The following is a 25,091-nucleotide window of genomic DNA, read 5'->3' on the forward strand; positions in this document are numbered from 1 at the left end:
AACCATCATAGTCAGACCGTAGGCGCGACGGGGACCGGAACGGAGGCGTACTGGTGGTTCGCACAGACTACTTAGAAAAAGGCTAACTAGGCCAGAACGGTTGTAGTGAGGACCGCAGGAGCAACGACGCAGATGGCGGTTTATAAGCAGTTCCCAACTTAAAGTGAATAATCATGAAAGGAATTGTTTCATGAGGTATTACATGTATTCGGAATACCTAAAGCAGCGATACGGCGAAAAAGTATACAAGCTGCCCATAAGCTTGCCGGTAACCTGCCCCAACCGGGATGGAACATGTGGTATCAACGGCTGTGTATTTTGCGGTCAGATTGGAGCCGGTTACGAGAACCTGCCTGCGTCCATGACAGTTGCAGCTCAGATAAAAGCGAATAAAGAACACATTGCCGCTAAGTACAAAGCAAGTAAATTTATTCCTTACTTCCAGAACTTCAGCAACACTTACCTTCCTGTTGATAAACTGGAAAACTATTTGTTGGCAGCCTGCCGGGAAGGAGCGGATATTGTTGGGATTGCACTGGCAACGCGGCCGGATTGTGTTCATGATCAATATCTTGATTTGCTTTCCCGTATAAAAGAAGAGTATGGAGTAGATATTGTCCTTGAGCTGGGTCTGCAAACTGTGAATTATCATACCCTTGTAAAAATCAACCGGGGACATACGCTGGCGGAGTTTATTGACGCCGTAGTGCGAGCCAAGCGGTATGGTATAGACATTTGTGCGCATTTAATCTTGAATTTGCCCTGGGACGATATGGCTGACGTTGCAGAAAACGCTAAGATCGTCTCGGCTCTCGGTATTGACCAAGTTAAGCTGCATGCCCTGTACATTGTTAAAGACACGGTTATGGCCGAATGGTATCAACGGGGGACAATCGCCTTGATCAGTAAGGAAGAATACATCGAGCGGGTAGTGACCTTCCTGGAGCACTTACATCCCCGCATTACTGTCCAACGTTTAATCGGCAGGGCCCCCGAGCAAAACACCTTATTTACCAATTGGCAAACCGGTTGGTGGAAAATTCGGGACGCGATTGAACAGCGTTTGGAAGAATTAGATACATGGCAAGGCAAAAGATGTAACTATTTGAACGGTCGGGCGGTACAAAAGTTTATATAGATTGTACGCGTTTGCGCACCATTGTTGTCTTTCCCGCAGCTAAGAGCTGTCAGTCCCGCCGATAAAAAAGCCCGGCGGGATGGACGGGAGCTACTTGACTGCTTTAAGTTGGTGAATGGCGGCTTCTTGCTGAAATAGGCGATTATTGAGCACGTCAAATTTGGCGTTTAGCTCAGATACATCTTCTCAAGCTTGTCAAACTCGTAAGTTAGTAATGGCGGATTTTGCCACTTGGTTGAATGAAAGGGAAATAGTGTATACAATTCAAAGAAAACTTGCTTTTCTGTGTATTTTCATGACATATTTACAAAGGGAGAGTATGTTGTTAATATTATACTTGCAAGTCGTTTTTAAGGAGAGTGTAATATTGACAATGGAAAAACTTCAGCTATTGGAGCGTATTCATAAGCTCGCTTCTATAGTGCATAGCGAAGATTTAAAGGACTTTAACCTGACTGAAGAGAGCATCCAAGAAATTCGTAAAGCGCTGGATGCTTTAACTGAAAAGTATATAACCTGCTACTGCTGAACATCGTCTTAACGATGTTTTTTTTTTAATCCCTGGGTTTCGTTTCATTTGCTATTCATGCAATGAACGGTAGTTTTTTGATAATGGCAAAAAATAGGTATGGAAAATCTAGGTGGAATTTTGGTATTATAGTATTAAAATAGACCTTTTTAGGATATTAAGCAGGGAGAGAACAAAATGGAGTGGGTTTTCTGGAAAAAGAAGCGACATTCGTTGGATGAACAACTTGGCGGCATTAATCAGCAGATTGCAGAAATGAAGGATGGATTGACTCGGCTGGAGGATATGAGTGAGGCTGGGGTGAGTCAGAGTGCCGACTTCAACGCGCAGATAGCCAAACTAGCCAGACTGCAATACAAATCCGGGCAGGAAATACAGGCCGGATTGGCCGGTCTGCACCAGATGCTGGGACAAGTACTGGAACGACAGGCTGAACTCGCTCTGGATACTGCTCAAGTTGACGTTTTAAACAAACAAAACGAACAGTTGCGGGCCGCGTTAATAGATCAGCTTGATGAGTTGGATGCAGTTTGTGCCCGGCTGGATGCGGCAGCCGAGCATTCGTGGCAGACAGTGCTTAATCAGTGGCGATGTCGGATCAGCCGGGCTTTGGCAGAAGTTGGCATACTGGAAGTTGAAGTGGTTGGCAAGACCTTTGCCCCGGAGATCGCTGAATGCGTAGGGACGGTGATAAGACCTGCCGGTAGTCCAGAAATTCCTTATGAGGTGGCGGAAGTTCTGCGGCGGGGTTTTATAACTCGGGATGGAGTTCTACTGCGTAAGGCGCAGGTGGTTACATACAGGGAGGATCACTATGAGCAAAAAAATAGTTAGGCCGATAGTGGGGATTGATTTGGGGACTACTAATTCGGCAGCGGCATATATTCACAATGGACAGCCGGAAATTATTCCGCTGTCCGACGGTAAACGGCTTATGCCGTCCGTTGCTATGATGGATATGCAGGGACGTATTATTGTTGGTGAGACGGCACGGGCTTCGCTGGTGGCTATGCCTGACCGGGTCGTCGCCGCCGTGAAGCGCAGGATGGGTTCTACGGAACTTATTACCATGGCCGGTCAGCAATTTTCAGCGCAAGAAATTTCCGCTATTATTCTCAAGGAATTGAAAAAACATATTGAAGCAAAATTGGGCGGCGATGAAATTGAGGCAGTAATAACTGTTCCTGCTTATTTTACCGACGAACAGCGGCGAGCTACCAAACAGGCCGGGGAATTGGCCGGTTTTGCGGTGGAAAGGATTATTAATGAACCTACGGCGGCAGCCTTGGCGTATGGACTTAATAAGCTGGGGGAAGACCGGCATATATTGGTGTACGACTTGGGCGGGGGGACATTTGACGTTTCGGTTGTGGAAATGATAAGCGGGATACTGGAAGTAAGGGCTTCAGCCGGAGATAGCCAGTTGGGCGGCGAGGATTTTGACTGGCGGCTGGTCGATTGGCTGGCCGAAAAAGTAAAAAAAAGCCATGGCATAGACCCTCGCCAAGACATACGGGCAAAGAGCCTGTTAAAAGAGCAGGCCGAAAAGATAAAAATGAAACTATCCACCGCAGATAAGGTTTCTGTGGAAATTCCGTTGCTTACGATGAAGCGTAACCGGCCGGTGGGACTATTTACCGAGATTACTCGCGAAGATTTCAACCAACTGATCAAAGATTTGCTGGATAAAACAACGGACTGTGTGAAGAGAGCGCTGGCGGATGCCGGCATTTTGCCGGCAGATGTGCAGGATATCTTGCTGGTGGGGGGGTCGACCCGCATCCCGCGGGTGCGGGAAATGATTGTTGAGTTATTCAAGAAAGAACCGCGTGCGGATGTAAACCCGGATGAAGCGGTGGCTCTCGGTGCGGCGGTTCAGGCCGGCATAAAAGGAGGCGCTCTGTCGGCAAGCGGTCTTATTGTCACCGATGTTGCCCCATTTTCCCTGGGGGTTGCGGTGGCCCGCAATTACAACGGTGTTATGCGGTCAGGAATTTTCCATGTCATTATTCCGCGCAACACGCCGGTACCCGCAGCTCGAACAGACAAATTTTGCACAGCCGTCCCTGAGCAGACCGAGGCGGAAATAGAAATATATCAGGGAGAACATGAACAGGTAAAACGCAATCATTTGCTGGGTAAGTTCTTATTGCAAGGCATACGATCAAACCGGCGGGAACCTGAAAGGATTGACGTGACGTACCGGTATGATTTGAATGGTATTCTGGAAGTAACGGCCAAATGTGTTTCCAATAACAAAGAACAAAGCCTGACGGTACATGACGAACTGGCCCGCGATTCTCAGGAAGCCTTTCAGGATAGCATGGAAAAACTTAACATTCTGTATTCCCATACTGAGGATGGCGCCGAGGAATATTTACCCGCTGAGGACCCTGACGGGGATGATGATTGGCCGGAAGACGAAATTGGGCCGGAAAAATTTGACGCTCTTCGCAGGCAGGCTGTCTTGCTGCGCACCAGAATACAAAATATTGAAACCGTTTGCAATGATCTGCAGCAGGAAAAATTGAAACAAATTGACCAGAAACTATCGGAAACTTTACTGCTTGCTGAAGAAAATGCTTATCCACTATTGCAGGAGGCGGTCGATGAGGCGGCTGATTTTCTCATTGAATTGGAAACTTGGGAGGAATAAGTATGAAACAGGAACCCCTGTTTGATAATTTGGAAGAACTGCCGCTGCCCAAGGAACAAGACGTGAAAAGTGGAAAGGAAGAAGCTGCGATTATTAAAGAGCGACGGGAACAAAAGAAAAAACAACCTGCCGGCAAGCCGCAACCGGCTGCTGTTCTTAGGCGGCGCCGGAAAAAGGGACTGGCTATGGTGGAAGATTATTATGCCGTCCTTGGCGTCAGTAATACGGATAGCCTTGATATTTTAAAACGAAACTATATTGCCAAGGTAAAAGAACATCCTCCTGAAACCCACCCCGAGCAGTATCAGCTAATCCGCCAGGCTTATGATACCCTGCGCGACGCCGGGCGGCGCAAGGAGTATGATGTTTTACGCAAGTACGGCGAATCTGTTGATGACCTTGTGCATGAGGCTATGAACAGCAGTATGGGTAATGCAGAAAAATTACTGAACCGGGCATTGGCTATCGACCCTGGATACCAAAAGGCAAGGCTGGCTTTGGCCTATTTATACTTACACCAAGATAAAGAAACCAAATTTGAGGAACAGTTCACCGTATTGCGGGAAACGGTCGGCGATGAGGTTTGGCCGGCCTTGTGGAAAACTAAAATCGTCATGTTGCTGGAAGAATATCATGGTGCGTGTGCGTTTGTTGAAGCTGAACAGCGGCGGCATCGCTATCCGGAAACTCTAACGCAAGATTGGGACATGTATTTGTCTGTTTATGAGTATGCGGACCGGGAAGAGGAATTTATGGCTGAGCTTGAAACCCGGGCCAGCGGTGCCGGCGGGGAAAATCCTGACGATATCGGGCTGTTTATTGCCTGGCTCCAGGTGGCTGATGCACTAGATGATAAGAAAAGCCTGAACAGGGCAGAACGGGAAACAGGCAAATTTATCAAGCGTTTTTGCCTGCCGCAACAAAGAACTGTTATTGCTGCGGCACTGTTGGCAGAATACCACAAATGCAAGGAAAGCGGCGACACGGATGGCGCCAAACGTATGGCTGATTTGGCGTATGCCGCCGACCGAAACAGCAAGGAAGTCCGGGAAACCCGGGAACAGGCGCAGGCTAATTATTCTATCGGCAAGGAAATGGAGCGGGCGCTAAATGACCAGCGGATTTTGCCGCTGGTTTTACTGGACGCTATGGAATGGCTGGTTGAGGAAGATGTACTGGATGGCGGTATGCTGGATGAACTTAGGAGTGCCTTACCTGACGAAATACTGGAAGAGTTGCGGGAAATGGATGAAGAATATGCCGCCAGCATTGTCTGTTTGAAGAAAAAATGTCCTATTATTTATCGACGGTTCCAGGCGCGCTGGGAAGCGTTGTTCAAGGAAAAGACCGGGGGATTGAACCGGGAGGCCAGACGGTCGTTGCGGCTATAGGTGCAACTCCAAAGGGGCTAACCTGTTATATTTCAGGTCAGCCCTTTATTTATTTAGGCGTAGGCTAAAATAAATAATTTAAGTTAGGCTTCTTTCCCTAAAGAGCAGTGACAGGGACCAGATACCAGCCAAACCAACTAGAGTGTAAACAGTCCGGCTGAGGAGAGAATTTTGTCCACCGAAAATAGCAGCTACTAAGTCAAGGTTAAACAACCCAACCAGCAGCCAGTTCAACGCTCCGGCGATAACTAATATTAGGGCCACTCTATCCATCATTTATTCCCCCTTGTTATTATATACATGTTTAGTTTACCCTCGGTTATTGCAACTTATTCTACTAAAGACTGGATATACAGGATGATAATTACCATATAAAATTTTATAGGAATATGATATAATTTTTGAGTTAATAGTATTGCTTTACTCCGGAGAGAGGAGTTGGATTGTATGCAAGACAATAGTATGAAATGGCTGCTGGGAGTAGTTACCGTTATTGTAACTCTTGCTTTGTTATTGGGTGGGCAGTTTGTGTGGAATCGCTATGCCGTAGCTAAACCTTTGGATAAAATGTTCAATGGGATTCAAGGTGTGGAACAGGTAACGGTGGATTTTAATGATCAGATAAAATCAAATGAACAGGTCAGTATTCAGGTCAAGCTTGGTGATATTGATAATTTGCAGAAAGTATATACTGAGGTAATAAAAAATTTGGAAAAAAAGGGTGGTACCCAAAAATATGACCTGGTAATTCAAGACGACCGTTCGCCGGAACTTGAAGATTTTTACTATTCTGTTCACTATTACATTCAAGAAGCTATCGTGACCGGGAAGTTTGCTGTAATGGCTGAAAGAATTCAAAGCCAGTCGAATTCTGCCGGTGTGAATACCCAAGTTTATGTGGATACCGATAATATCTATCTGCAAATGAAAAAAAACGGTCGTGCAATGTATGTCATTACACCTCGATCTCATTCCAAGGAGGTGAGATAGATGTATCGCATTGAAGTTGTGCTGGGTGTGGTGGTTGCCATATTGATTTTTCTGGCGATACAGGGCCTTGACATTTTGCCAGTCCTACTGTTCGGCAGCCTTTTGGGCGCCATCTATTATATGAATGTAAAACGGGCCGGCCGTAAGTCGTTTGCAGCAGTTGGGCAGACGGGAGCGGAGGAACAACTGATACACTTTGACGATATCGGCGGCCAGGATGTGGCCAAAGGAGAACTAAGGGAAGCACTGGAATTCATTAAAAATGTTGAGAGTATCCGAAGCCTTGGCATTCGCCCATTAAAAGGAATATTGTTAAATGGTCCCCCGGGGACAGGGAAGACATTGCTGGCGAAAGCCGCTGCCCAATTCACAGGATCTGCCTTTCTTGCCGCCAGCGGTTCTGAATTTGTTGAAATGTATGTAGGTGTCGGCGCCCAGCGGGTGCGGCAACTGTTTAAACAGGCCAGGAATATTGCCAAAAAGCATGGCAAGTCAAGTGCTGTGGTCTTCATTGATGAAATCGAAGTGCTGGGTGGAAAAAGAGGGCAAAACGCCGGTCATTTGGAATACGATCAGACTTTAAACGAGTTGCTGGTTCAGATGGACGGTCTATCTGCGGACGATGATGTCCGAATCCTGGTTATTGGGGCAACCAACCGGATGGATATTCTTGATCAAGCCCTCCTGCGGCCCGGTCGGTTTGACCGGCGAGTAAAGGTTGATTTGCCTGACAAAAAAGGCCGTCAACGGATTTTGGAATTGCACACGCGCAATAAGCCTCTGGCTGAAGACGTTTCGTTGGAAGATGTAGCCAGCGACACATTTGGGTTTTCCGGCGCCCACCTTGAAAGTGTCACCAATGAAGCCGCTATTTTAGCCTTTCGTGAAAGTAGCAGTACAATAACCGCTGAGCATCTGAAAAACGCGGTTGAAAAAGTTATTATGGGTGAAAAACTGGATCGAATTCCTGGACCGGAAGAAACTAAGCGGATTGCCATTCACGAGACCGGACATGCAATTTTAAGCGAATGGACCCAACCGGGTTCGGTCGCTAGTGTGAACATCGCGCCTCGCGGCAACGCATTAGGTTATGTACGACAAACGCAGCAAACAGACATATACATTTATACTGTTGAATATATTCAGAAGAAGATTTCAGTTGCAATCGCCGGTGCCATTGCCGAAGAGATCTTCCTGGGTAATCGGAGTACTGGCGCTGCCAATGATTTTAAACAGGCTGCCGAACTTTCAAAACAGATTATTTTTGGCGGTATGTCCGAACTTGGCATAGTTTCACCGGAAGATATTCCGCAAGAACTTCTCCACAATACCATTAGCGATATTCTGCAAAATATTGCGAAACAGGTCAAAGACATTTTGGCGGAACAACAATCGGCGATGGATATAACCGTTCAGACGCTTTTAAATCAGGAAGTAATATCCGGAAACGAATTCCGGACAATACTGGCAGATCAAAGCAATCAAAGTGAACTAGCGGAATCAGTATAGTAATAAAATGTAAAAGGCGCTCCCAAGAGCGCCGGTTAGATACTATTTTTTGTGATTGATGAAGGCAAGCAGGTAAAGCGTATTACCGTGTTTTCTGGCGAAATCCTCTTCAAACTGTTTAACGGTTGTCAGTTCTTCGCTGGACAAAGTTGCATAGGTAATGTCGGTAATATTATTGGGACACATAAGCGGCATATCTCCTTTCAGTCTGGATTTGGTGTTAATTTGTCCGGATAATAAAAGATCTATTCTATATATGTCCCATTAAAGAATGATATCCGGGTATTAGGATAAGCTGAGGTTAAGCGACAGCGGCGAAGCGTTCCTAATACCCGGATATCATTAATTTTTTAATTGGTATGTATTTAGATACGGTTACTGCAGTTGAGTACATTGCGTATTTTGTGTTTGACCATGTTCTTGATAGCTTCACGTGCGGGTTTCAAGTATTGACGGGGATCAAAATCCGCAGGATTTTTCGCAAAGTGTTCACGGATGCTGGCAGTCATCGCCAGGCGTAGGTCGGTATCAATATTAATCTTGCATACACCCATCTTACCTGCTTTTAGCAGCATATCTTCCGGAACACCCTGGGCACCATGGATTTTGCCGCCATACTGGTTGCATTTTTCCACAAATTCAGGTAGTACGGTGGATGCGCCGTGCAGCACCACTGGGAAGCCGGGAAGCTTATTGGAGATGGTTTCCAAGCGGGCGAAGTCCAGCTTGCACTCGCCCTTGAATTTATATGCTCCGTGGCTGGTACCAATGGCAATGGCCAAAGAGTCGACGCCGGTACGTTCAACGAATTCTACTGCTTGATCGGGGTCTGTATAGGTAGCGTCCTTAGCATTGACGTTGACGGCGTCTTCAACCCCGGCCAGACGGCCCAATTCGGCTTCCACCACTATACCGCGTTCATGAGCGTATTCAACCACTTTCTTGGTTACCGCAATATTTTCTTCAAACGGTAGTTTTGAACCGTCGATCATAACAGAAGTAAAGCCGCCGTCGATACACGATTTGCATATTTCAAAATCTTCCCCATGGTCGAGATGCAGGGCGATAGGAAGGCCGGAGTCTTCCAATGCTGCTTCGACTAGCTTCACGAGGTAGATATGTTTTGCGTATTTGCGGGCACCGGCGGATACTTGCAAAATTAACGGAGCGTTTTCCTCCTTGGCGGCGTCCACAATGCCCTGGATGATTTCCATGTTGTTTACGTTAAAGGCGCCGACAGCGTATTGGCCTTCGTAGGCTTTTTTAAACATTTCACTGGTTGTAACTAACGGCATACAAATCCCTCCTAGAAATTGTTGGTAGTTCTGATCGTATTATATCATAATATTTGGGTAAAAGAGAAACAAGCAATGCAATTATATAGAAATTATTAGGAATATCACCAGTTGTTGGACAATCTTGTTAACAGTGCACAGATGTCATCGGGAAGCGGACTTTCAATGGACAATGATTGCCGTGATACAGGGTGGGGGAAAACAAGGCGGGAAGCGTGAAGGGCCTGCCGGGAGATGAGTTCAGTGGAACCGCCGTATAAATCATCTCCCAGCAGAGGATGACCGATATGGCTCATATGTACCCGGATCTGATGAGTCCGTCCGGTTTTGAGGGAAAGTTTAACCAGGCTGGCAATATTGTTGGTCAAAACATGGACTACCTGAAAGGCAGTAATAGACGATTGGCCGCCAGGATTCACCATACGTTTGATGATACTGTCCGGACAGCGGGATATTGCGGCCTCTATTATACCGGATAATGGATAAGGAACGCCGGACACTATTGCTAAATATTCTTTGCTAATTAAGGGAAAACGCTGATTCAACAGGTGGTGGACATCAGGCGCCTTGGCGATAAGGACCAGGCCGGAGGTATTCCGGTCAAGACGATTCACCGGATGAAACCCGCATGATAAGCCTTTCGTTTGAAAGTAGTTAATAATGCCGTTGGCCAAGGTAGTTTCCTGACTGAGACTCACGGGATGAACGAGAAGCCCGGGCGGTTTATCCACGACCAAAAGATAATCATCTTCATAACGGATGACGAGGTCTAACGGTATTGGGGCCAGATCGTTCGCCACCGGCCAGATTACGCGGATAACATCCCCTGCTTTCAATGGCGTGCGGGGAGCAGCCGGCAAACCATTGACTTCAACACTGCCGGACTGTTTAATTTTTCGCCAAAGACTTAAGGATATGCCGTCGCGGCGGAGAAAATCTTTAACCGACATCCCGTCAAAGCCTTCGGGAATAACGAAACTACGCATAATGTCTCCTTTGATTTATTGAAGCGGACACGCGGATACTCTGATAGTATTTCGCTGTGCGCTTGGAAAAATCCTATAAAGAAAAATATGTTATAATGAACACGGCTATAAAAAAGTTATAAAGGACGATGCCAATTGCGAGCCATTCATAATGCTAAAATAATCACTGAAACGGGATTGATTGAAAATTCTGCGGTGGTATATACCGAAAAAATAGCAGCGGTGGTTCCGGATACGTCCTTGGACTGCTATCAGCTGCGGGAAAAAATTGATGCGGAAGGAAACTATCTGGCTCCCGGCTTTATTGATCTTCATATCCATGGTTGTGCTGGCATGGACACTATGGATGAAGAGGATAGTGCGCTGGATGTGTTAAGTAAAAGCTTGGCTCAGACCGGCGTTACGGCCTTTTTGCCGACGACTATGACCATGCGGTTTGATCTTGTGGAAAACGCGCTGGCGCGCATTCGGGGCAAAATGGGCCAATCACCTGGCGCCGAAATATTAGGCTCTCATTTGGAAGGACCATTCATTAGTAAAGAGCATAAAGGGGCGCAGGATCCACAATATATTTTGGAACCGGATTATAGCAGGATTGACCGTTTCGCCGATGTAATTAAGATAGTAACAATAGCTCCTGAGATGTACGGCAGTCTTGAATTTATTCAAAAGGCACGGAGAGATAACATTATTATTGCGGCCGGACATAGCGCGGCAACCTACGATCAGGCCATGGCGGCTATCGCGGCCGGAGCATCTCATATTACTCATACATTTAATGCTTTCACTGCTTTTGACCACCGTCAACCGGGCATGCTGGGCGCGCTGACGGACAGTAGTGTAACCTGCGAACTGATTGCTGATAACATTCACGTTCATCCCGCCGCCCAGCGTTTGCTTCTTAAGCTTAAAGGAGTGGAAAAGCTAATTTTGATTACCGACGCGATGCGGGCTTGTCTAATGCCGGATGGAATATATGACCTGGGCGGGCAAAGAGTAAATGTAAAAAGCGGCGCAGCCCGTTTAAATAGCGGCGTAATCGCCGGGAGTGTGCTTACGCTTAATAAAGCGGTTGCGAATTTTAGAGCTACCTCCAGACTCTCGCTCAGTGAAATTGTTAAAATGGTTACAATTAATCCGGCGCGCAAATTGGGTATCGATTGCTGTAAAGGCAGCATTGCACCAGGTATGGATGCGGATATGGTTGTTTTCGATGAGGCCGTCAACGTGCTGTTAACCCTGGTCAGAGGGCGGATAGTATACCAAAAGGCAATGAGTTAGAAAGGCCGGCAAACTGTATCCCGATGATAAATTTCAGACAGGTGGGAATCATATGTTCAATTTTTTAAAAAGAAAAAAGTATTCAAATTCTTCGAATTCTTCATTAAAACTATTTGCACCGGTAAAAGGACGGATAATGGACATCTCACAAGTGCCGGATCAGGTTTTCGCCGGATGCATGATAGGAGATGGAGTGGGCATTGAACCCGATGAAGGACTTATAGTTGCTCCTTGTGACGGAGAGATAGCAGTGCTGCCGCCGACACTGCATGCAGTGGCATTAATATCAAACGAAGGTGTCGAGATTCTGATTCATGTGGGACTAGATACCGTGGAACTGGGGGGGACAGGCTTTACTGCCCATGTGAAACCTGGAAATAAAGTGCGTTGCGGTGAAAAGCTGCTAACTTTTGACCTGGACTATATTCGAAGTCAGGGGAAATTGTTAACGACACCAATTGTCATTACCAACATGGATGAAAAGGTAAGCAAATTAATGAAGTTTGTGGATAGTGGTAATGGAGTAATAATGGAAATTGCGCTGAAAAACTAATCCCTGTGCGAAGTTGCTTGATTTCCGAAAAACGTGGATTGAAAACGAAAATAACCAGGGGGACCTAAAGTCCTCCTGGTTTTGTTTTTGAACTTGCTTTTCACGGTTCAAAAACGGTTTGCGTTTTTTACATAACATAGTTAATCATAGATATAAATTTGGCCAGATGCTCCCGTTCCATTGCTAACGAGTTACGAAGATATTCACCCATGGGATTTCCCCGCTGGCTATAGAATTGTACAAAGCGACGGTGCCTGCGGATTAATCCTAGTAGCAGAAGTGTGAGTAGCAACCGATTTCCCCACTGTCTTTCATTTTCTTCCGTCTCATTGTCTCTTAACTTTAGCCCATACTTTTTTATGGAGTTTGCCATTGAGTCATCATGTAAACTAATCATGTGTAAAACGTCCATGTAAGCTTCCCAGTGGTTTTCTGTCATACTGTCCAAGCTATCGCGCATAGAATCCGTTGCATGTTCCGCGGCATCAGCCGAAGACCGCATCAGTTCCAATTGTTCAATTGCCTCCTGATGCAGCGTAATCATATGTGCTGGATCAACCGGGGTGGGCCGGCGGCTGAATGGTTTTCTCATTTCATCATCTCCTCATCTCCTCTATCAAAGTCAGTATAATATATAGTATAGGGTATGCTTTTGTGTATGAAATGTGTGATGGATAGAGGGGTCAGCAACATTGCTGGCGAGATGAAAACCTAATTAACGGCGGGACTTAAAAGGAGCAATGAACCGGATCATTTTAATCGGTACATGCAGGGAAATGGGCTTATGCCGATAAAAACTGTTCACGATAATATAGTCGCAGCCTACGTAACAAATAGTGCCACAGAAGGTCGAAGTCCGGCAAAAAAGCATTGCGTCTGTGCCGATAAGGACTTCATCACCCAAGAAACACATGAGTCGATCTTTGAAATTATCATAGTATGCTTTTGGGGGCAGGTAGTCTGGCAACTCGTCGCAGCACATCACGTCTTTGTCGGGATAATCACAGCACAACTTTTCATCGTGGTCGTGGCTGTACCAATGCGGGTATTTGCTTTCCATGGATACCAACATCCTCCTTTATAAAGATATTTATTCACTTGGTGCCAATATTGTATCTATCTGTTTGCGCTACCTACTTCAGCATATGATAGGCTTAAACATAATGTTACAACCGTCAACATTTTAAAGCCTAAATCGCTGCCGAAAATTTCTTAGCGTAAATTTTACACTCACAAAAGCAGGAAATTATTGATCAAGAATCGAAATTAAATATTGATCTCTATGTTTTTTCAATGGGGAGAGAGGAGCATATAGTACCATAATGGAGTTTATTCAAAACATTAATATTATCCTTGTCGGTTTTTTGGTTTGGCTTATCATTGCGCCAAGGATTAGCAGTCCCAAATATGGAGAAATGTTTTTGGCCTATATGACTGCTTTATTATTTAGCCTTATTGCCAGTTCGGAACTGTTGATGGTGAAGCCAGTAGCTTTTTTCTTTACAGTTGGTGGTGTATTAGCTTTCTGTTATGTAGTGGCGAGGATGACAATTCGTATAACTATCAGAAAGTAAGAATTTATCCGGTATAAAACCGAGCATAAATTGAAAAAGGGGTTAATATATGGCAGTAAAACCGCAAAATAAACCACAATCTGGCAGACGTAATCACGATGAAAATATTCAACAGGAAAAGGCTGAAGTACGTTATTTCAAAGGGGAAGAACAGTTTGAACGCTGGCGTAAAGAATTTATTCAGCATCAGGATTATGAGTTGAAGTTAGGAGCAGTCAGCAAATTAGTATATGAGCAAGTAGACTATGAACCTTTTTTAGAAAGGATAACTTTTCCCGAATTGGTACTGACCGATTATGAATATCTCTATGAACAGAACCGTAAAAAAATCGAAACCCAATTTATGATGCCAATTGCTAGCAGGATTGGTATTTTAGCTATTTTGGCTATTGCTGTTGCCGTGTTGTTTAATGTCATTACCTTGTGGATTACCGTACCTTTGGCTGTAGCTGCCGCCTTTTCTTTGTATATTGTTTTCAAAACGAGGGAAGAGGCTTTAGAAGAGTCTCATATTGCCAGTCAGGCCGAAATTGAACGCCGTCATGCCGAGGAGATCAAGGTATATGAAGAAGCTAAATCCAAACACGAAACTGAGGAAACTACCCGGATAGAAAATATTCAGCGGTTACTGGAGGGAGAACCGGGAGCCATCGGGTTGAAAATTGATGAAACCTTGTCGCAGATGAGATTGCCGGTAATTGTAGAGGTTGATGTAGACTTTCATGTGAATATACCTTTAATTACGGTTTGGCTGCCGCCCAAAGCTGTTGTGCCCAGGCAAACATGTGAATTGCTTCCCTCGGGAAGAATTCAGTACCAGGACAAAGAACCCAGCACGTTCAATAAGCAATATTTCGAATTATGTGCTGCCATTATTTTGCAGGTGACAGCTGACATATTATCCCGTATTCCGACTTTTGAGCATTGTTATGCCTGCGGAATGGCTAAAACTGATATTAATGACGAGTGTGTTATAACCTTTCATGCGACCAGAGAAGAAGTTGCCGGCGCCTGCCAGGCAACCAATTCGATTATGGCATTGCAAATCTTGAACGCCAGTTATGAATGCGATACTTCCTTAGGGTTGAAGGCTGTTGAAATGAAATATCCACCAGAATGGGAAGGATTGGACCAACAAATGTTACGTACCGTTCACGTACGCATATATAAATAATAAAATAATATAATATTGATGGTATATACGGAGGAGTTTAGTATTTAACGGAGAATGGTTATTCCATGTAATGTATTCCAATTACCAACAAGGAGGAATGGACACATGAGAATTGCTGATCTTGTTCAAAGTGCCGATTGGAAGGCGGAGAAGCACGTACCGGTCCTTGAGGCAGCGGATCGTGTGCAAGCAGGGGAAAAACTCACTGTTGAAGTATGTGTAGGCAAGGAAATTGCTCATCCCAATACTACCGAACATCATATTCGCTGGATTAAGCTTTATTTTAAGCCTGATAATGGCAAATTCCCTTATGAAATAGCGACATTTGAGTTTAACGCTCATGGTGAATCTGTGGAGGGCGCCAATAAAGGACCGGTCTGTACCGATCCGTTTGGCAAAGTTGTTATCAAGTTGAATGCTTCCGGTACTCTGATTGCTGAATCTTATTGCAATATCCACGGACTGTGGGAAAGTTCCAAAGCTGTAACCGTTGTAGAATAACGAATGATTCATTAAGAGAATACATATAAAGACCTGCTAACTCAAGTCAAGAGAAAAATCAAAAAAGAGTAGCAAATAAATTGCAAGCAAAGCAGACCGGCAGTGAAAAGCTATCGGTCTGTTTTATTATGCGAAGAGCTAAACAGAATAAATTCCCCTAACTCTGGTGTAATAGATGCGCGAGAATTTATTGAGGGCAGCAATTCAGTTTTAGCCCTGTGGATATTCAACGCCACATATTTTTGAATGGGAGCGCGAATAACTTTCCTATTTGGAGCTATAATGGCTAAAATCGTGTCTGGGCATATGGGATACTTAATTATTAGTGGCGACAATTATCGGGAAGTGCAAAACAGGATTAAGCTGGAAATGGACAACTTTGCCAATAAAATAGTAGGCAATACTAGCGAAGCAAGTGCGTAACTATTTGTTGTAAAAAAAATAGTCTTGGGGGAAATACAAATGTATCAGTCTTACGTTATGGGGCTCGTAGCCATTTTTTGTACCGCTGTAGTTTGGGGGTTATCCTTTATCAGCATAAAAATAACGGTGGCTGTGATACCACCGATGACCCTGGCATTATTACGCTTTATCATTGCCTCGGCGATTCTTGTTCTTGTACTAAAAAAAGTCGAGCCTGCCACGCGCTTGGCTAAGAGAGACGTTCCTTTCATAGCCCTTTCGGGAGTGCTGGGAGTGACAATCTTTTATTCCTTTCAAAATATAGGGATTAAACTGACCACGGCCTCCGCCGCTTCGATGATCATTGCGTCCATACCAATATTCACCATAGTAGGCGAGTTTCTGGTTTTTAAAACTAAGTTGTCGTTAATCAAGATATGCAGTGTAATTTTATCAATCGTTGGGGTTTACCTGATCGTTGCCACACCGCAACAAGCATCAAGCGAAAACTTGGTAGGAATTTTATTTATGTTGGGGGCTACTGTATCCTGGGTTATATATATGTTAATCACAAGGCCATTATCGGAGAAGTATTCTCAATTAGCAGTGGTTACACATCAAGTTATTTTTGGTACCTTAGCCTTAATCCCTTTCAGCTTTTTTGAAACTTGGCAATGGGAAGCTGTGAATTACCCCATTATTCTTCACTTACTATACCTGGGGATTATTTGCTCGGCTTTAGCTAATTATCTTTATGTATACGCAATGAATATATTAGGGGTTAGCAACGTTTCCCTCTTTGTTAATTTTATACCGGTGGTTTCGGTGATTGGCGGATTTACCATTTTACAAGAGCCGGTAAGCACGATGCAAATGCTAGGTGGCGCGATTATTTTACTGTCTGTTTATTTAGCTAATCGCAAAATAGAGAAGTCAGAGGAAGAAGTAAACACAACCCTGGCAAAATAATGGGGGGAGGACCAGACGACAATAGTGAAAATTTGTATGTTATAGGATTTATCGCAAAACAAGGAAAGAACAATAAAATGCTAATGAACAAGGACCTGTTCACAAACTGACTTCATTAATAAGTTAGTTGAGCAGACTAAGATTGAAAAGGAATATTGGAAAATATAGCTGTTTATGAAAGCTTTCTCGGGCAGTTCGGTGATATCCACTTTTGAACAAAAGTAAACAGCAATGTAAGAGCAGTCGGGCAAAGGTAACTCCTTTGCCCAATTATCATACAAGAGAAAGGAAAATTCGATGAATAAACAGTTTAAGGCTGACTTTATGCTATTGATGATTACGATCTTCTGGGGAAGCTCTTATGTCGAATTATCTACATAGGATTATTTTGTAGGAGTGAGGGCTATGTATCAGGAAACAAGAGCACGGCAAATGGAATGGAATTTATTTGTATTGATGAATTAGTTTCCAAGGATCATTTTTTACGTCAAGTGGATAAGCAATGGAACGAATTGTTGGATTATTGAAAAAATGATATAATGAAAGCGAAAGAACCTGAGAATAGAACTGATTTTTCGGAGGTGAGGGTATGCATAAGGTGCTGCTCTTAGTTGCCTGTTGTTCATTTCTCTGGAACTATGACATTCCTCAACGGTATATGAGTTGCGAGAAGGGAAAGGTACGCTGCGGGCGTAGGTTGATTCGTTTAGCACTTCTTAAACTAGGGAGAAGGGTCGGGGCAAAAGCAGCTCGCCAAATAACGCTGGCGCTTATATTTCTGGTATGGTTATGCTTATCCTGCTACTTTATAGCCGTCGGTGCTTTTTTTCACACCACAGGGCCCAAAGTGGTGTCTATGTTGGCGGCAATCTTAGGAACTATGGCGCTGGGGCAGGAAATGGCTCATGCTTACCGAAACTTTGCGGAATGGTGCTACAACAGGGAGGAGAATGTTTTAATGGTAAGCAAAGGCTGTTGGGAAATTATACTGGCTGGATTGGTGTTTGTAAATGTATTATTCTACAATAATTAAATTAAGCCTATAACCCCGAAAGTAGTTGATTTTATTGGGGTTATAGGCTTATTATTTTTCTGGTATGGTAAGAGGATGGAGGTGTCCAATTTGGGCAGTTGTGCGTCCGGGATTACCAAACATCGGTAAGGAAATGTTTCCTGACTTGAAAAGATACCCTAGCCACTAAAGAGGCCCCATTGAGCGCTACCGCCTGGCTATAACTCTAATTCGCATTCACAAGCGCTTGAAAATTTTCACAAGGTGTTTTTTGTAAAAACAAGCTTCTCCATCATGCCGCCGGACTATGCAGTTAATATCATCAATTCGGCAAACGCTTGCCGATTGAGACCGAACGACGTTGCCCCCGATGTGGAGTTTACCGACTGGAACGATGCCAATTAAGGCAGCCAGGTTGTCAGTCCCGTCGATAAAAGAAAACCCGGCGGGATGGCCGGGGATTGATTGTAGAACGGTGGGACTATTCAGCTTTTCTAATGCGGCGTATATCGCTATCATGTTCAGCAGCTTTACGAACAAGGAAGTTGATATCATGTGCTAGGCGGCAATATCATCTTTAGAAGCTGTTTGGGCCTCAAGACGAGCAATGTTTTCTTTGGTGGCCGTACTTACTAACAGGCCGTCAAATTTGGCGTCTAATTCTTCAGTACGGTGAACAAGGGCTTTAATGTATTGGGTGTTTTCTGCTTGTTGACCTTCGATATTGTTAACGGTGGTTTTTAGGTCGGTAATATCGGATTCCATCCGGTCAAGCCGCTGGGTAATTTGCTTTTGACCTTCAAATAGCTGTTTCTGACCTTCTAGGAGTTGTTTTAATAACTCTTCCATGATCAATACCTGCCTTTCAAACCTATAGGACTATTTTACACCATAACCAGGAAAGAGGACAGTCCCAAACTATTGTTTGACTTGGGAAAATTCTCCGCGTACAGTTATAGCATGTCAATTTCCCAGATTGTCAAATTGACATGCTGGTAGTGGCGGATTTCGCCAGTTGTGTTGTGCGATTCGCACAGTAAGGTGGGGAATTTTCCCACGTGACTGAACCATTTTTTGTGACCGACAACTTGTCCGTCACAAATATCCAGTGTCAAAGTTCCGAAACCTTTAACATACGACAGCGCTGTCGTGAGTTAGCGCGCGCTGAATAATCCCAAACGCTTGGGATTTTGTAATATTACAAAATTTATTACAATCATCGTTAAATGTGTGTTATTATGAAAGAGTAAGAATGCGTATTCTATAAGCACTCATGAACACCGTTAAGTACGGTTGATTATATTTATGTAAATGTATTATTCTACAATTAAATCAAGTTTTGTTTGTAATTTGTCCTCTCATAGAAGGAATCTGTTCGCGCATGGAGAATATACAGTGTCGTGCTAATTTATTGGTACCAAAGGGGGATAGGCATGGCACTAATTGTAAAAAAATTTGGCGGCAGTTCTGTGGCGACACCGGAAAAGATCAGAGCTGTGGCCAGTAGAGTATTAAACGAACAAAAAACCGGTGATAAAACTATAGTTGTGGTCTCAGCTATGGGAGATACTACAGATGATCTCGTAACTTTAGCCAAGGAGATTACTGGAACGATTGATCAGATATACAATCGGGAAATGGATATGCTGCTTACTACCGGCGAGCAGGTATCAATAGCCTTATTAGCCATGGCATTTCAGAAATTAGGACATCCTGCTGTTTCTTTTACCGGTTCTCAGGCGGGTATTGCGACTAATGAAATCCATTGTAAGGCAAAAATTATTGGCATCGATCCGGTAAAAGTATTTAACGAGCTGGAAGCTGGAAAGATTGTTGTAGTTGCTGGTTTTCAAGGACTTACAGATAAAGGCGAAATCACAACTTTGGGGCGTGGCGGTTCTGACACGACAGCAGTAGCTTTGGCTGCCGTCCTAAAAGCTGATCATTGCGAGATATATACGGATGTTGACGGAATTTATTCCACTGATCCGCGCATGGTGCCTTCGGCCAGGAGAATGAAAGAAATTACTTATAATGAAATGCTGGAGATGGCAAGATTAGGAGCGGGTGTAATGCATCCCCGGTCTGTAGAGCTGGGTAAGCATTATGGCATACCGATTCACGTTCGTTCCACATTTGTTCAGGAGCCAGGTACGTTTATTAGGGAGGAGTATACGATGGAAGAAAAAGAGTTCGTTATTCGCGGCGTTACCCATGATACTAATGTTGCAAAGATTGCCATCTTAGGGGTACCTGACATTCCGGGTATAGCTTATAAAATTTTTTCAGTCCTGGCAAATTCCAATATTGATGTTGATATGATTGTTCAAAGCATCCGCAGCTCCGAAAAAAATATTATTGATATGGTTTTCACGATTGCCAAAAGTGATGTTTCGCAAGCAAAGGTAATTATGGATCAGCTTGGCAAGAAAATGGAGTTTAATGGCATCCTCATTGAAGAAAATGTGGCCAAGGTTTCGGTGGTGGGCGCTGGTATGTTAGGTAACCCCGGTATTGCCGCAACTACTTTCGGAGCACTTGCAGAAGCTGGTATTAATATAGGAGTAATCAGTACATCGGAAATTAGTATATCTTGCCTGATTCAAGAGGACAAAGTAAAAGAAGCCGTCAATGCCATTCATGCCCGTTTTTTTCCGAAATAGAAATTTATAGGGAACGCTTCTTTGACACTGCCGCTTAACCTAATACCCGGATAATGCGACATACATATATAGATTAAAAACCATTAATTTCAAGGTATGTCTTATTTGATTATTGGTATCCTAATAACAGGTACCCAATATTTTTTAAAATGGAGGTTTTGCGTAATGTCACGAAGCAACAAACCTGTGAATCCAGCAGCGCAAAATGGCCTCGACCGGTTGAAAGAAGAAACGGCTGCCGAACTAGGTCTGCAGAACTATAACAACACCTATAAGGGAGCATTAACTTCCGCTGACAATGGTCGGGTAGGTGGCCAAATGGTTAAAAAAATGATTCAAGCCCAGGAACAACAATTTGCAGGGAGCGCAGGGAGCGCAACCCCGAATGCCGGTGGAACAGTGACGGCAAAATTTGATGCAAATCAAAGACCCTAAGCAGGCGAAAGCCTGCTTTTTCTTTTTTTATTTTATTATTATATACGCATTAAAGAAAACAATCCGGGTATTAGGACGCTTCGATGCTGTCGCTTAACCTGAGCTTATCCTAATACCCGGATGTTCCAATTCTTTAATGCGTTGTTATTAGATCTCGAAAAATTCACAGATTTCAAAAATTCATCTTGACCATATTGATAGCAGGAAATATAATATTTGGTATGGCCGGAGTAAGCACATAATATCAATTTCGCGTATGCTACATAAAATATATCCTTAGTTTTGTGTGAACAGGAACTATAGAAATAAACGGAATATATAGTAATTCCAATTCTGGGAGGAAAATCATGACAAATAGTTTTGCGGCTACCCATGCCAAAGGGAAATTAGCCACCGACACAATCTTTGGAGCGGGTTCTGCTGCCAATCAAGCTGTGACCAGGTTCGGTAAGGACAAGGTAGTTAATGCTACCATTGGTGTGATCTTGGATGACAATGAAATGCTTGTTTGTCTTCCTACTGTAGAAAAAGTCTTTCGTAATTTGCCTATAACCGAAGTCACTAATTATGCTCCTATTGCCGGCTTGCCGGATTTTTTGGAAGCCGCTGCCGCACTGACATTCGCCGAAAATCGTCCTGATGCCTATATAAACGCGGTTGCTACCGCCGGCGGATCAGGAGTAATTCATCATACGATTTGGAATTATTCCGAAATAGGTGATACTCTGCTCACGTCAGACTGGTACTGGGACCCCTATAAAGTGCTCTGTGAAGATGCTCTCCGAAAGATTGATACATATTCTTTATTTGATGAAAATGGGAAATTTAACATCAAATCTTTTGAAAGCAAAGTTAACGAGTTGTTGGCGAAACAGAACAATCTGGTGATTATCATAAATACTCCTGCTCACAACCCAACCGGCTACAACCTGACTGACAGTGAGTGGGATCAGATATTAGATGTTGTATCGGCCGCCACCCGGAGTAAAGAAAAACGAATTGTTCTTCTCGTGGATATTGCCTATATCGATTATGCCGGCGATAAAAATGAATCCCGCGGATTCATGAAAAAATTTGGTAACATGCCGGACGATATTTTGGTTGTACTGGCGTTCAGCATGTCTAAAGGATATACTATGTACGGCCAACGCACCGGGGCGATGATCGGCATATCCAAGAATAAAGATGTTGTTAAAGAGTTTGAGGATATAAACCAATTTACCAGTCGGGCAACCTGGTCCAATATAAACCGCGGGTGTATGAAACTATTATCCACTATTTACAATGACAAAGCTGTTTTGGCCCAGGTTGAGGCCGAAAGAGGCACCTGTTACCGGATGATACAAGAACGAGCCGCTGTCTTTATGCGTGAAGCTAAAGCCGTTAACCTGTTTATGCTCCCTTATGTTGCCGGGTTCTTTTTAACCATTCCGGCCCAAAAACCCAATGCTGTCTGTGACAAGTTGCACGAAGACAACGTTTACGCAGTTCCGTTGGATAAAGGCGTGCGTATTGCGGTATGCGCCGTTCCAGCAACCAAAATCAGCGGCATGGCCGGAAAAGTGGTAAAAGCTTTAGCGGCAGTCGAAGGATAGAAGGATAGAATATGTAAAACCAGGGCGGGAAGCCTTGGTTTTTTATTTTAACATAAACTTAACATCCCGCTAACCTTCTGATAACAATTATCGCATATAATTTAATAGCGAAAACTTTTGTATACATAATAAGTTAATAGGCAAAGGGGGTGCAGGTATGAGCCAAACAGCGTTGCTGGTTCAGGATGAAGAAAGACTTCAGCATGCAACAAACTTGGATATGATAGACTATAAAGAAGCAGAAGTAAGTTTCAGGGTAGAATTTTGTCTTGATTATATTGAGCAGGAAATCAGCCGGTTTTTTAACGATTGTACGGATAATGTAAGCTTCTATGTGAAACGAGTTATGGCGGGTGAAGAAAAACTTTATCTTAATTCTCTGTACACCCAGGTAGTTCCCTTGGCTGAGCTCGAAGCAGTCTTGGAACACGTAAAAACAAGAATTCAGCAAGAATTATATTTGTGTTTTAATATTATGTCGCCTGATATCACAAATGCCGGAAAAACGTATAACGCAAATGACGTAAGCAGCCTAACCGCTCTGGCTGAATTGTGGATGGAATACCAAAACACCATGGTGGTAATGGCTACAGTTACTGAAATTGCTGATAAACTATGGCAAAACAGCTTGGAACACATCCAACCGGTGAAATTGCCTAAGAAAGTAATTGAACATTTCAAATTTGGCAGTGAATTTATGCATATAATTGATTGCGATGTGCGGCAGCAAGCCGGATGGTGTCGCGATACTTTGATTAAGCGTATTACAGGCGTACTGACCAACATAAAATTACGATTGATACGGGAACTAAGTGCAGCAACTGCCGGCACTTTTTATGAAATTTTGGATAAATCAAAGTTGAATTATTACCCCAATACGGCGAAGAAAAACACAAAACGTTTTTCCAACAGGAAGAATTTGGGTAATCGGTTTAATAACCTAGTACCTCATCTGTATTAAAACTATAGCTAATTTAGCGAGGATTTTTTTGGTCTGCGAGGCGGAGGAGCCGCGCAGATCGGGAATCTGCAAGGTGACGACAACGAAGCAGGGCGGAAAAAGACCGCTAAATTAGCAGAGATTTTAATGCGGATGAGGTACTGATCACTCTTAATGATGCCGTGACTCTTTAATAGGTTTCTGAAGTCTACAGACGGCATACCAAGTCTCGCTAAGCCACTCGGATCTAATATCTGGGTGGCTTTTTGACGTTTTCTTAGACAAACATCATTAGTATGATCCTGCACAAAGCGTATATGCGTGGTTAATTTTGGAGAATATAAATCAATGGTGCAATATTAATCAATGGTGCAATATTAATATTTGTATGGAATAGAAACAGGAAAGGAAGGAAAGCATATAAATTATGGAAAGACAAGCAAACATGGATGGGCAAGATAACCGGCGCGGGCAGATATCGAAGCGGGGGGCACGGAGCCGGCGTATGCGGGATAAGGCATTAAAATCCATAAACGAAGAAACGGTAACCGGTCTGGAACAAGCATTTGAAGCAAAGTTAGCTGCTTTAAGAGTGTATGAACAAAAGTTGGAGGGCATCAGTGATCCATACGCCCGAAAAACTCTGGATAATCTTATTGTGCAGGAACAGGCGCAGCTTCTTCACTTAGCCGACTTAATTGATTTGGTTGAGCAAAGTCCGGGTATGAGCAAATTGGCGCGGACACAGCGAAGGATATCGCACCAAATGCGATCGCCCGCCGGTAAAAGCGTTGTACTGGGATTGGGAGCTGCCGTTTTAGGATTTTTGTTATTGCCTACGGTAAGAAAAGCCTTACATCCCGTCGCTGTTAAAGCTATGCAAGGAATTATGGAGTTTTCTGAACAAGCGCAAGGAATGATGGCGGGAGTAAAGGAGGATATTGAAGATTTGGTGAGTGAGGCTGAATTTGAAAGATTTAAAACTTCCTTTGAAATACCTGAGGTTAATCCGGAGCAAATGACCGACATGGCTGAAACTATTGGTCCGGATGATCCGGAGGGCAAATGAACTCGTCCAGCTAATGCTGGACGTCAAAACTTGGAATGAGGGGACTCGGCCGCAACGATATTTAACGATACTTATAAAAGCGGGAGTCTCAAAATTGGATAAAGATCTGATAGTGAGGAGGTGAAAGCTTGATCAATGATGTGCAGGATGTTAAGGATGTTGCCAAGGAGAAATCCCGGCAACTTAACTGCGAGATAGATAAGGAACTGAAGTTGCAGGAGAGACTTAATAGAATTGCCCATGATTTACGCGATGCGGTTGATATGACGATTGAAATGCGTCAACAGTCGCCGCAAAGTAAAGGGGAAGTAACCAGACTGTGGGAAAATTTCTTGGGGCAGTTCCTGGGGTACATTAAACATCGGAGTAAAGAAAGCAAGGATAATCTGTTGAGCGGGATTTCCTGGACGAGAATGAAGTTGTTCTAAT

29 protein-coding genes are annotated in these 25,091 nt (G+C 43.9%); 21 read left to right on the plus strand and 8 right to left on the minus strand.

What is annotated here, in order from left to right; all coding sequences use genetic code 11:
- The first annotated feature begins 190 nt into the window (after window positions 1-190).
- From MAMMFC1_RS16345 to MAMMFC1_RS16360, 5 genes are all read left to right on the plus strand, one after another.
- On the plus strand, window positions 191-1,138 hold the full coding sequence (locus MAMMFC1_RS16345) for a TIGR01212 family radical SAM protein (RefSeq protein ID WP_126309561.1): 948 nt from the start codon (window positions 191-193) through the stop codon (window positions 1,136-1,138).
- A gap of 160 nt (window positions 1,139-1,298) precedes the next feature.
- A complete protein-coding gene (locus MAMMFC1_RS21600) occupies window positions 1,299-1,667 on the plus strand; it encodes a hypothetical protein (RefSeq protein ID WP_158618799.1) in 369 nt (122 codons plus the stop codon).
- 177 nt (window positions 1,668-1,844) lie between these two features.
- Window positions 1,845-2,501, plus strand: a complete 657-nt coding sequence (gene grpE, locus MAMMFC1_RS16350) for a nucleotide exchange factor GrpE (RefSeq protein WP_126309562.1) — start codon at window positions 1,845-1,847, stop codon at window positions 2,499-2,501.
- A complete protein-coding gene (locus tag MAMMFC1_RS16355; RefSeq protein ID WP_126309563.1) occupies window positions 2,482-4,323 on the plus strand; it encodes an Hsp70 family protein in 1,842 nt (613 codons plus the stop codon). The genes grpE and MAMMFC1_RS16355 overlap by 20 nt, the downstream gene beginning before the upstream one ends.
- A 2-nt stretch (window positions 4,324-4,325) precedes the next feature.
- Window positions 4,326-5,714, plus strand: coding sequence for a J domain-containing protein (locus MAMMFC1_RS16360; protein ID WP_126309564.1), 1,389 nt, complete (start codon window positions 4,326-4,328; stop codon window positions 5,712-5,714).
- A gap of 78 nt (window positions 5,715-5,792) precedes the next feature.
- Here the strand turns inward: MAMMFC1_RS16360 and MAMMFC1_RS16365 are convergent, their stop codons facing one another.
- Window positions 5,793-5,987 (minus strand): DUF378 domain-containing protein, encoded by a 195-nt coding sequence (locus MAMMFC1_RS16365; RefSeq protein WP_126310668.1) that lies wholly within the window; start codon window positions 5,985-5,987, stop codon window positions 5,793-5,795.
- A gap of 174 nt (window positions 5,988-6,161) precedes the next feature.
- On the opposite strand from MAMMFC1_RS16365, the gene MAMMFC1_RS16370 reads away from it, so the two are divergent.
- Together MAMMFC1_RS16370 and MAMMFC1_RS16375 are read left to right on the plus strand one after the other, a co-directional pair.
- Entirely contained in the window at window positions 6,162-6,704 is a 543-nt protein-coding gene (locus MAMMFC1_RS16370; protein ID WP_126309565.1) for a hypothetical protein, read from the plus strand.
- A complete protein-coding gene (locus tag MAMMFC1_RS16375) occupies window positions 6,705-8,213 on the plus strand; it encodes an AAA family ATPase (RefSeq protein ID WP_126309566.1) in 1,509 nt (502 codons plus the stop codon).
- Window positions 8,214-8,255: 42 nt separating this feature from the next.
- Here MAMMFC1_RS16375 and MAMMFC1_RS21605 read toward each other — a convergent pair whose 3' ends face one another.
- The 3 genes from MAMMFC1_RS21605 to MAMMFC1_RS16385 all read right to left on the minus strand — a co-directional run bounded on the left by MAMMFC1_RS21605 (window position 8,256) and on the right by MAMMFC1_RS16385 (window position 10,494).
- Window positions 8,256-8,399 carry a hypothetical protein gene (locus MAMMFC1_RS21605; RefSeq protein ID WP_158618800.1) on the minus strand — a complete coding sequence of 48 codons (144 nt, stop codon included), beginning with the start codon at window positions 8,397-8,399 and terminating at the stop codon, window positions 8,256-8,258.
- Window positions 8,400-8,578: 179 nt separating this feature from the next.
- On the minus strand, window positions 8,579-9,508 hold the full coding sequence (fba, locus tag MAMMFC1_RS16380) for a class II fructose-1,6-bisphosphate aldolase (RefSeq protein ID WP_126309567.1): 930 nt from the start codon (window positions 9,506-9,508) through the stop codon (window positions 8,579-8,581).
- A 104-nt stretch (window positions 9,509-9,612) separates the two neighbouring features.
- Window positions 9,613-10,494 carry an RluA family pseudouridine synthase gene (locus tag MAMMFC1_RS16385; protein ID WP_126309568.1) on the minus strand — a complete coding sequence of 294 codons (882 nt, stop codon included), beginning with the start codon at window positions 10,492-10,494 and terminating at the stop codon, window positions 9,613-9,615.
- 135 nt (window positions 10,495-10,629) lie between these two features.
- On the opposite strand from MAMMFC1_RS16385, the gene nagA reads away from it, so the two are divergent.
- Window positions 10,630-11,775 carry an N-acetylglucosamine-6-phosphate deacetylase gene (gene nagA / locus MAMMFC1_RS16390; RefSeq protein WP_126309569.1) on the plus strand — a complete coding sequence of 382 codons (1,146 nt, stop codon included), beginning with the start codon at window positions 10,630-10,632 and terminating at the stop codon, window positions 11,773-11,775.
- Window positions 11,776-11,827: 52 nt separating this feature from the next.
- Window positions 11,828-12,328: a PTS sugar transporter subunit IIA gene (locus MAMMFC1_RS16395; protein WP_126309570.1), complete on the plus strand. Its 501-nt coding sequence runs from the start codon at window positions 11,828-11,830 to the stop codon at window positions 12,326-12,328.
- 127 nt (window positions 12,329-12,455) lie between these two features.
- Here the strand turns inward: MAMMFC1_RS16395 and MAMMFC1_RS21870 are convergent, their stop codons facing one another.
- Together MAMMFC1_RS21870 and MAMMFC1_RS16405 are read right to left on the minus strand one after the other, a co-directional pair.
- On the minus strand, window positions 12,456-12,920 hold the full coding sequence (locus tag MAMMFC1_RS21870) for a hypothetical protein (RefSeq protein WP_194085693.1): 465 nt from the start codon (window positions 12,918-12,920) through the stop codon (window positions 12,456-12,458).
- A 123-nt stretch (window positions 12,921-13,043) separates the two neighbouring features.
- Complete coding sequence (locus MAMMFC1_RS16405; protein ID WP_126309571.1) at window positions 13,044-13,388, minus strand: hypothetical protein; 345 nt, start codon at window positions 13,386-13,388, stop codon at window positions 13,044-13,046.
- Between the two features lie 262 nt (window positions 13,389-13,650).
- Between MAMMFC1_RS16405 and MAMMFC1_RS16410 the strand changes: the two genes are divergently transcribed.
- The 6 genes from MAMMFC1_RS16410 (at window position 13,651) to MAMMFC1_RS16430 (ending at window position 17,981) form a co-directional block, all read left to right on the plus strand.
- Window positions 13,651-13,902 carry a hypothetical protein gene (locus MAMMFC1_RS16410; RefSeq protein WP_126309572.1) on the plus strand — a complete coding sequence of 84 codons (252 nt, stop codon included), beginning with the start codon at window positions 13,651-13,653 and terminating at the stop codon, window positions 13,900-13,902.
- Between the two features lie 49 nt (window positions 13,903-13,951).
- Complete coding sequence (locus MAMMFC1_RS16415; RefSeq protein WP_126309573.1) at window positions 13,952-15,076, plus strand: hypothetical protein; 1,125 nt, start codon at window positions 13,952-13,954, stop codon at window positions 15,074-15,076.
- A 105-nt stretch (window positions 15,077-15,181) separates the two neighbouring features.
- Window positions 15,182-15,577: a class II SORL domain-containing protein gene (locus tag MAMMFC1_RS16420; protein ID WP_126309574.1), complete on the plus strand. Its 396-nt coding sequence runs from the start codon at window positions 15,182-15,184 to the stop codon at window positions 15,575-15,577.
- A gap of 282 nt (window positions 15,578-15,859) precedes the next feature.
- Window positions 15,860-16,000 (plus strand): hypothetical protein, encoded by a 141-nt coding sequence (locus MAMMFC1_RS22460; RefSeq protein WP_232035483.1) that lies wholly within the window; start codon window positions 15,860-15,862, stop codon window positions 15,998-16,000.
- A gap of 39 nt (window positions 16,001-16,039) precedes the next feature.
- Window positions 16,040-16,948 (plus strand): DMT family transporter, encoded by a 909-nt coding sequence (locus MAMMFC1_RS16425; RefSeq protein WP_126309575.1) that lies wholly within the window; start codon window positions 16,040-16,042, stop codon window positions 16,946-16,948.
- 589 nt (window positions 16,949-17,537) lie between these two features.
- Window positions 17,538-17,981: a hypothetical protein gene (locus tag MAMMFC1_RS16430; RefSeq protein WP_126309576.1), complete on the plus strand. Its 444-nt coding sequence runs from the start codon at window positions 17,538-17,540 to the stop codon at window positions 17,979-17,981.
- 216 nt (window positions 17,982-18,197) lie between these two features.
- Here MAMMFC1_RS16430 and MAMMFC1_RS16435 read toward each other — a convergent pair whose 3' ends face one another.
- Complete coding sequence (locus MAMMFC1_RS16435; protein WP_145987651.1) at window positions 18,198-18,515, minus strand: hypothetical protein; 318 nt, start codon at window positions 18,513-18,515, stop codon at window positions 18,198-18,200.
- Between the two features lie 3 nt (window positions 18,516-18,518).
- A complete protein-coding gene (locus MAMMFC1_RS16440) occupies window positions 18,519-18,809 on the minus strand; it encodes a hypothetical protein (RefSeq protein ID WP_126309578.1) in 291 nt (96 codons plus the stop codon).
- A 584-nt stretch (window positions 18,810-19,393) separates the two neighbouring features.
- Between MAMMFC1_RS16440 and MAMMFC1_RS16445 the strand changes: the two genes are divergently transcribed.
- The 6 genes from MAMMFC1_RS16445 to MAMMFC1_RS16470 all read left to right on the plus strand — a co-directional run bounded on the left by MAMMFC1_RS16445 (window position 19,394) and on the right by MAMMFC1_RS16470 (window position 25,090).
- Window positions 19,394-20,623: an aspartate kinase gene (locus MAMMFC1_RS16445; protein WP_126309579.1), complete on the plus strand. Its 1,230-nt coding sequence runs from the start codon at window positions 19,394-19,396 to the stop codon at window positions 20,621-20,623.
- A gap of 165 nt (window positions 20,624-20,788) precedes the next feature.
- Window positions 20,789-21,058, plus strand: a complete 270-nt coding sequence (locus MAMMFC1_RS16450; RefSeq protein WP_126309580.1) for an alpha/beta-type small acid-soluble spore protein — start codon at window positions 20,789-20,791, stop codon at window positions 21,056-21,058.
- Window positions 21,059-21,405: 347 nt separating this feature from the next.
- Entirely contained in the window at window positions 21,406-22,653 is a 1,248-nt protein-coding gene (locus tag MAMMFC1_RS16455; RefSeq protein ID WP_126309581.1) for an aminotransferase class I/II-fold pyridoxal phosphate-dependent enzyme, read from the plus strand.
- 157 nt (window positions 22,654-22,810) lie between these two features.
- Window positions 22,811-23,614 carry a hypothetical protein gene (locus MAMMFC1_RS16460; protein ID WP_126309582.1) on the plus strand — a complete coding sequence of 268 codons (804 nt, stop codon included), beginning with the start codon at window positions 22,811-22,813 and terminating at the stop codon, window positions 23,612-23,614.
- A gap of 406 nt (window positions 23,615-24,020) precedes the next feature.
- Window positions 24,021-24,662, plus strand: a complete 642-nt coding sequence (locus tag MAMMFC1_RS16465) for a hypothetical protein (RefSeq protein WP_126309583.1) — start codon at window positions 24,021-24,023, stop codon at window positions 24,660-24,662.
- Between the two features lie 128 nt (window positions 24,663-24,790).
- Entirely contained in the window at window positions 24,791-25,090 is a 300-nt protein-coding gene (locus tag MAMMFC1_RS16470) for a hypothetical protein (RefSeq protein WP_232035484.1), read from the plus strand.
- Window position 25,091: the final 1 nt, after the last annotated feature.

Origin of the sequence: Methylomusa anaerophila (assembly GCF_003966895.1) — a bacterium.
GTDB lineage: Bacteria > Bacillota > Negativicutes > Sporomusales > Sporomusaceae > Methylomusa > Methylomusa anaerophila.

Excerpts from the sequence above, each read along its gene's own strand:
- MAMMFC1_RS16455 (WP_126309581.1), top strand. The coding sequence starts at position 21,406 with ATGACAAATAGTTTTGCGGCTACCCATGCCAAAGGGAAATTAGCCACC.
- fba (WP_126309567.1), bottom strand. The coding sequence starts at position 9,508 with ATGCCGTTAGTTACAACCAGTGAAATGTTTAAAAAAGCCTACGAAGGC.
- MAMMFC1_RS16465 (WP_126309583.1), top strand. The coding sequence starts at position 24,021 with ATGGAAAGACAAGCAAACATGGATGGGCAAGATAACCGGCGCGGGCAG.
- MAMMFC1_RS16375 (WP_126309566.1), top strand. The coding sequence starts at position 6,705 with ATGTATCGCATTGAAGTTGTGCTGGGTGTGGTGGTTGCCATATTGATT.
- MAMMFC1_RS16355 (WP_126309563.1), top strand. The coding sequence starts at position 2,482 with ATGAGCAAAAAAATAGTTAGGCCGATAGTGGGGATTGATTTGGGGACT.
- MAMMFC1_RS16450 (WP_126309580.1), top strand. The coding sequence starts at position 20,789 with ATGTCACGAAGCAACAAACCTGTGAATCCAGCAGCGCAAAATGGCCTC.
- MAMMFC1_RS16345 (WP_126309561.1), top strand. The coding sequence starts at position 191 with ATGAGGTATTACATGTATTCGGAATACCTAAAGCAGCGATACGGCGAA.
- MAMMFC1_RS16445 (WP_126309579.1), top strand. The coding sequence starts at position 19,394 with ATGGCACTAATTGTAAAAAAATTTGGCGGCAGTTCTGTGGCGACACCG.
- MAMMFC1_RS21870 (WP_194085693.1), bottom strand. The coding sequence starts at position 12,920 with ATGAGAAAACCATTCAGCCGCCGGCCCACCCCGGTTGATCCAGCACAT.
- MAMMFC1_RS16365 (WP_126310668.1), bottom strand. The coding sequence starts at position 5,987 with ATGGATAGAGTGGCCCTAATATTAGTTATCGCCGGAGCGTTGAACTGG.
- MAMMFC1_RS16385 (WP_126309568.1), bottom strand. The coding sequence starts at position 10,494 with ATGCGTAGTTTCGTTATTCCCGAAGGCTTTGACGGGATGTCGGTTAAA.
- MAMMFC1_RS21605 (WP_158618800.1), bottom strand. The coding sequence starts at position 8,399 with ATGTGTCCCAATAATATTACCGACATTACCTATGCAACTTTGTCCAGC.
- MAMMFC1_RS16410 (WP_126309572.1), top strand. The coding sequence starts at position 13,651 with ATGGAGTTTATTCAAAACATTAATATTATCCTTGTCGGTTTTTTGGTT.
- MAMMFC1_RS16425 (WP_126309575.1), top strand. The coding sequence starts at position 16,040 with ATGTATCAGTCTTACGTTATGGGGCTCGTAGCCATTTTTTGTACCGCT.
- MAMMFC1_RS16370 (WP_126309565.1), top strand. The coding sequence starts at position 6,162 with ATGCAAGACAATAGTATGAAATGGCTGCTGGGAGTAGTTACCGTTATT.
- MAMMFC1_RS16405 (WP_126309571.1), bottom strand. The coding sequence starts at position 13,388 with ATGGAAAGCAAATACCCGCATTGGTACAGCCACGACCACGATGAAAAG.
- MAMMFC1_RS16430 (WP_126309576.1), top strand. The coding sequence starts at position 17,538 with ATGCATAAGGTGCTGCTCTTAGTTGCCTGTTGTTCATTTCTCTGGAAC.
- MAMMFC1_RS16395 (WP_126309570.1), top strand. The coding sequence starts at position 11,828 with ATGTTCAATTTTTTAAAAAGAAAAAAGTATTCAAATTCTTCGAATTCT.
- MAMMFC1_RS16415 (WP_126309573.1), top strand. The coding sequence starts at position 13,952 with ATGGCAGTAAAACCGCAAAATAAACCACAATCTGGCAGACGTAATCAC.
- MAMMFC1_RS16360 (WP_126309564.1), top strand. The coding sequence starts at position 4,326 with ATGAAACAGGAACCCCTGTTTGATAATTTGGAAGAACTGCCGCTGCCC.
- MAMMFC1_RS16460 (WP_126309582.1), top strand. The coding sequence starts at position 22,811 with ATGAGCCAAACAGCGTTGCTGGTTCAGGATGAAGAAAGACTTCAGCAT.
- MAMMFC1_RS16435 (WP_145987651.1), bottom strand. The coding sequence starts at position 18,515 with ATGATATCAACTTCCTTGTTCGTAAAGCTGCTGAACATGATAGCGATA.
- grpE (WP_126309562.1), top strand. The coding sequence starts at position 1,845 with ATGGAGTGGGTTTTCTGGAAAAAGAAGCGACATTCGTTGGATGAACAA.
- MAMMFC1_RS22460 (WP_232035483.1), top strand. The coding sequence starts at position 15,860 with ATGGCTAAAATCGTGTCTGGGCATATGGGATACTTAATTATTAGTGGC.
- MAMMFC1_RS16440 (WP_126309578.1), bottom strand. The coding sequence starts at position 18,809 with ATGGAAGAGTTATTAAAACAACTCCTAGAAGGTCAGAAACAGCTATTT.
- MAMMFC1_RS16420 (WP_126309574.1), top strand. The coding sequence starts at position 15,182 with ATGAGAATTGCTGATCTTGTTCAAAGTGCCGATTGGAAGGCGGAGAAG.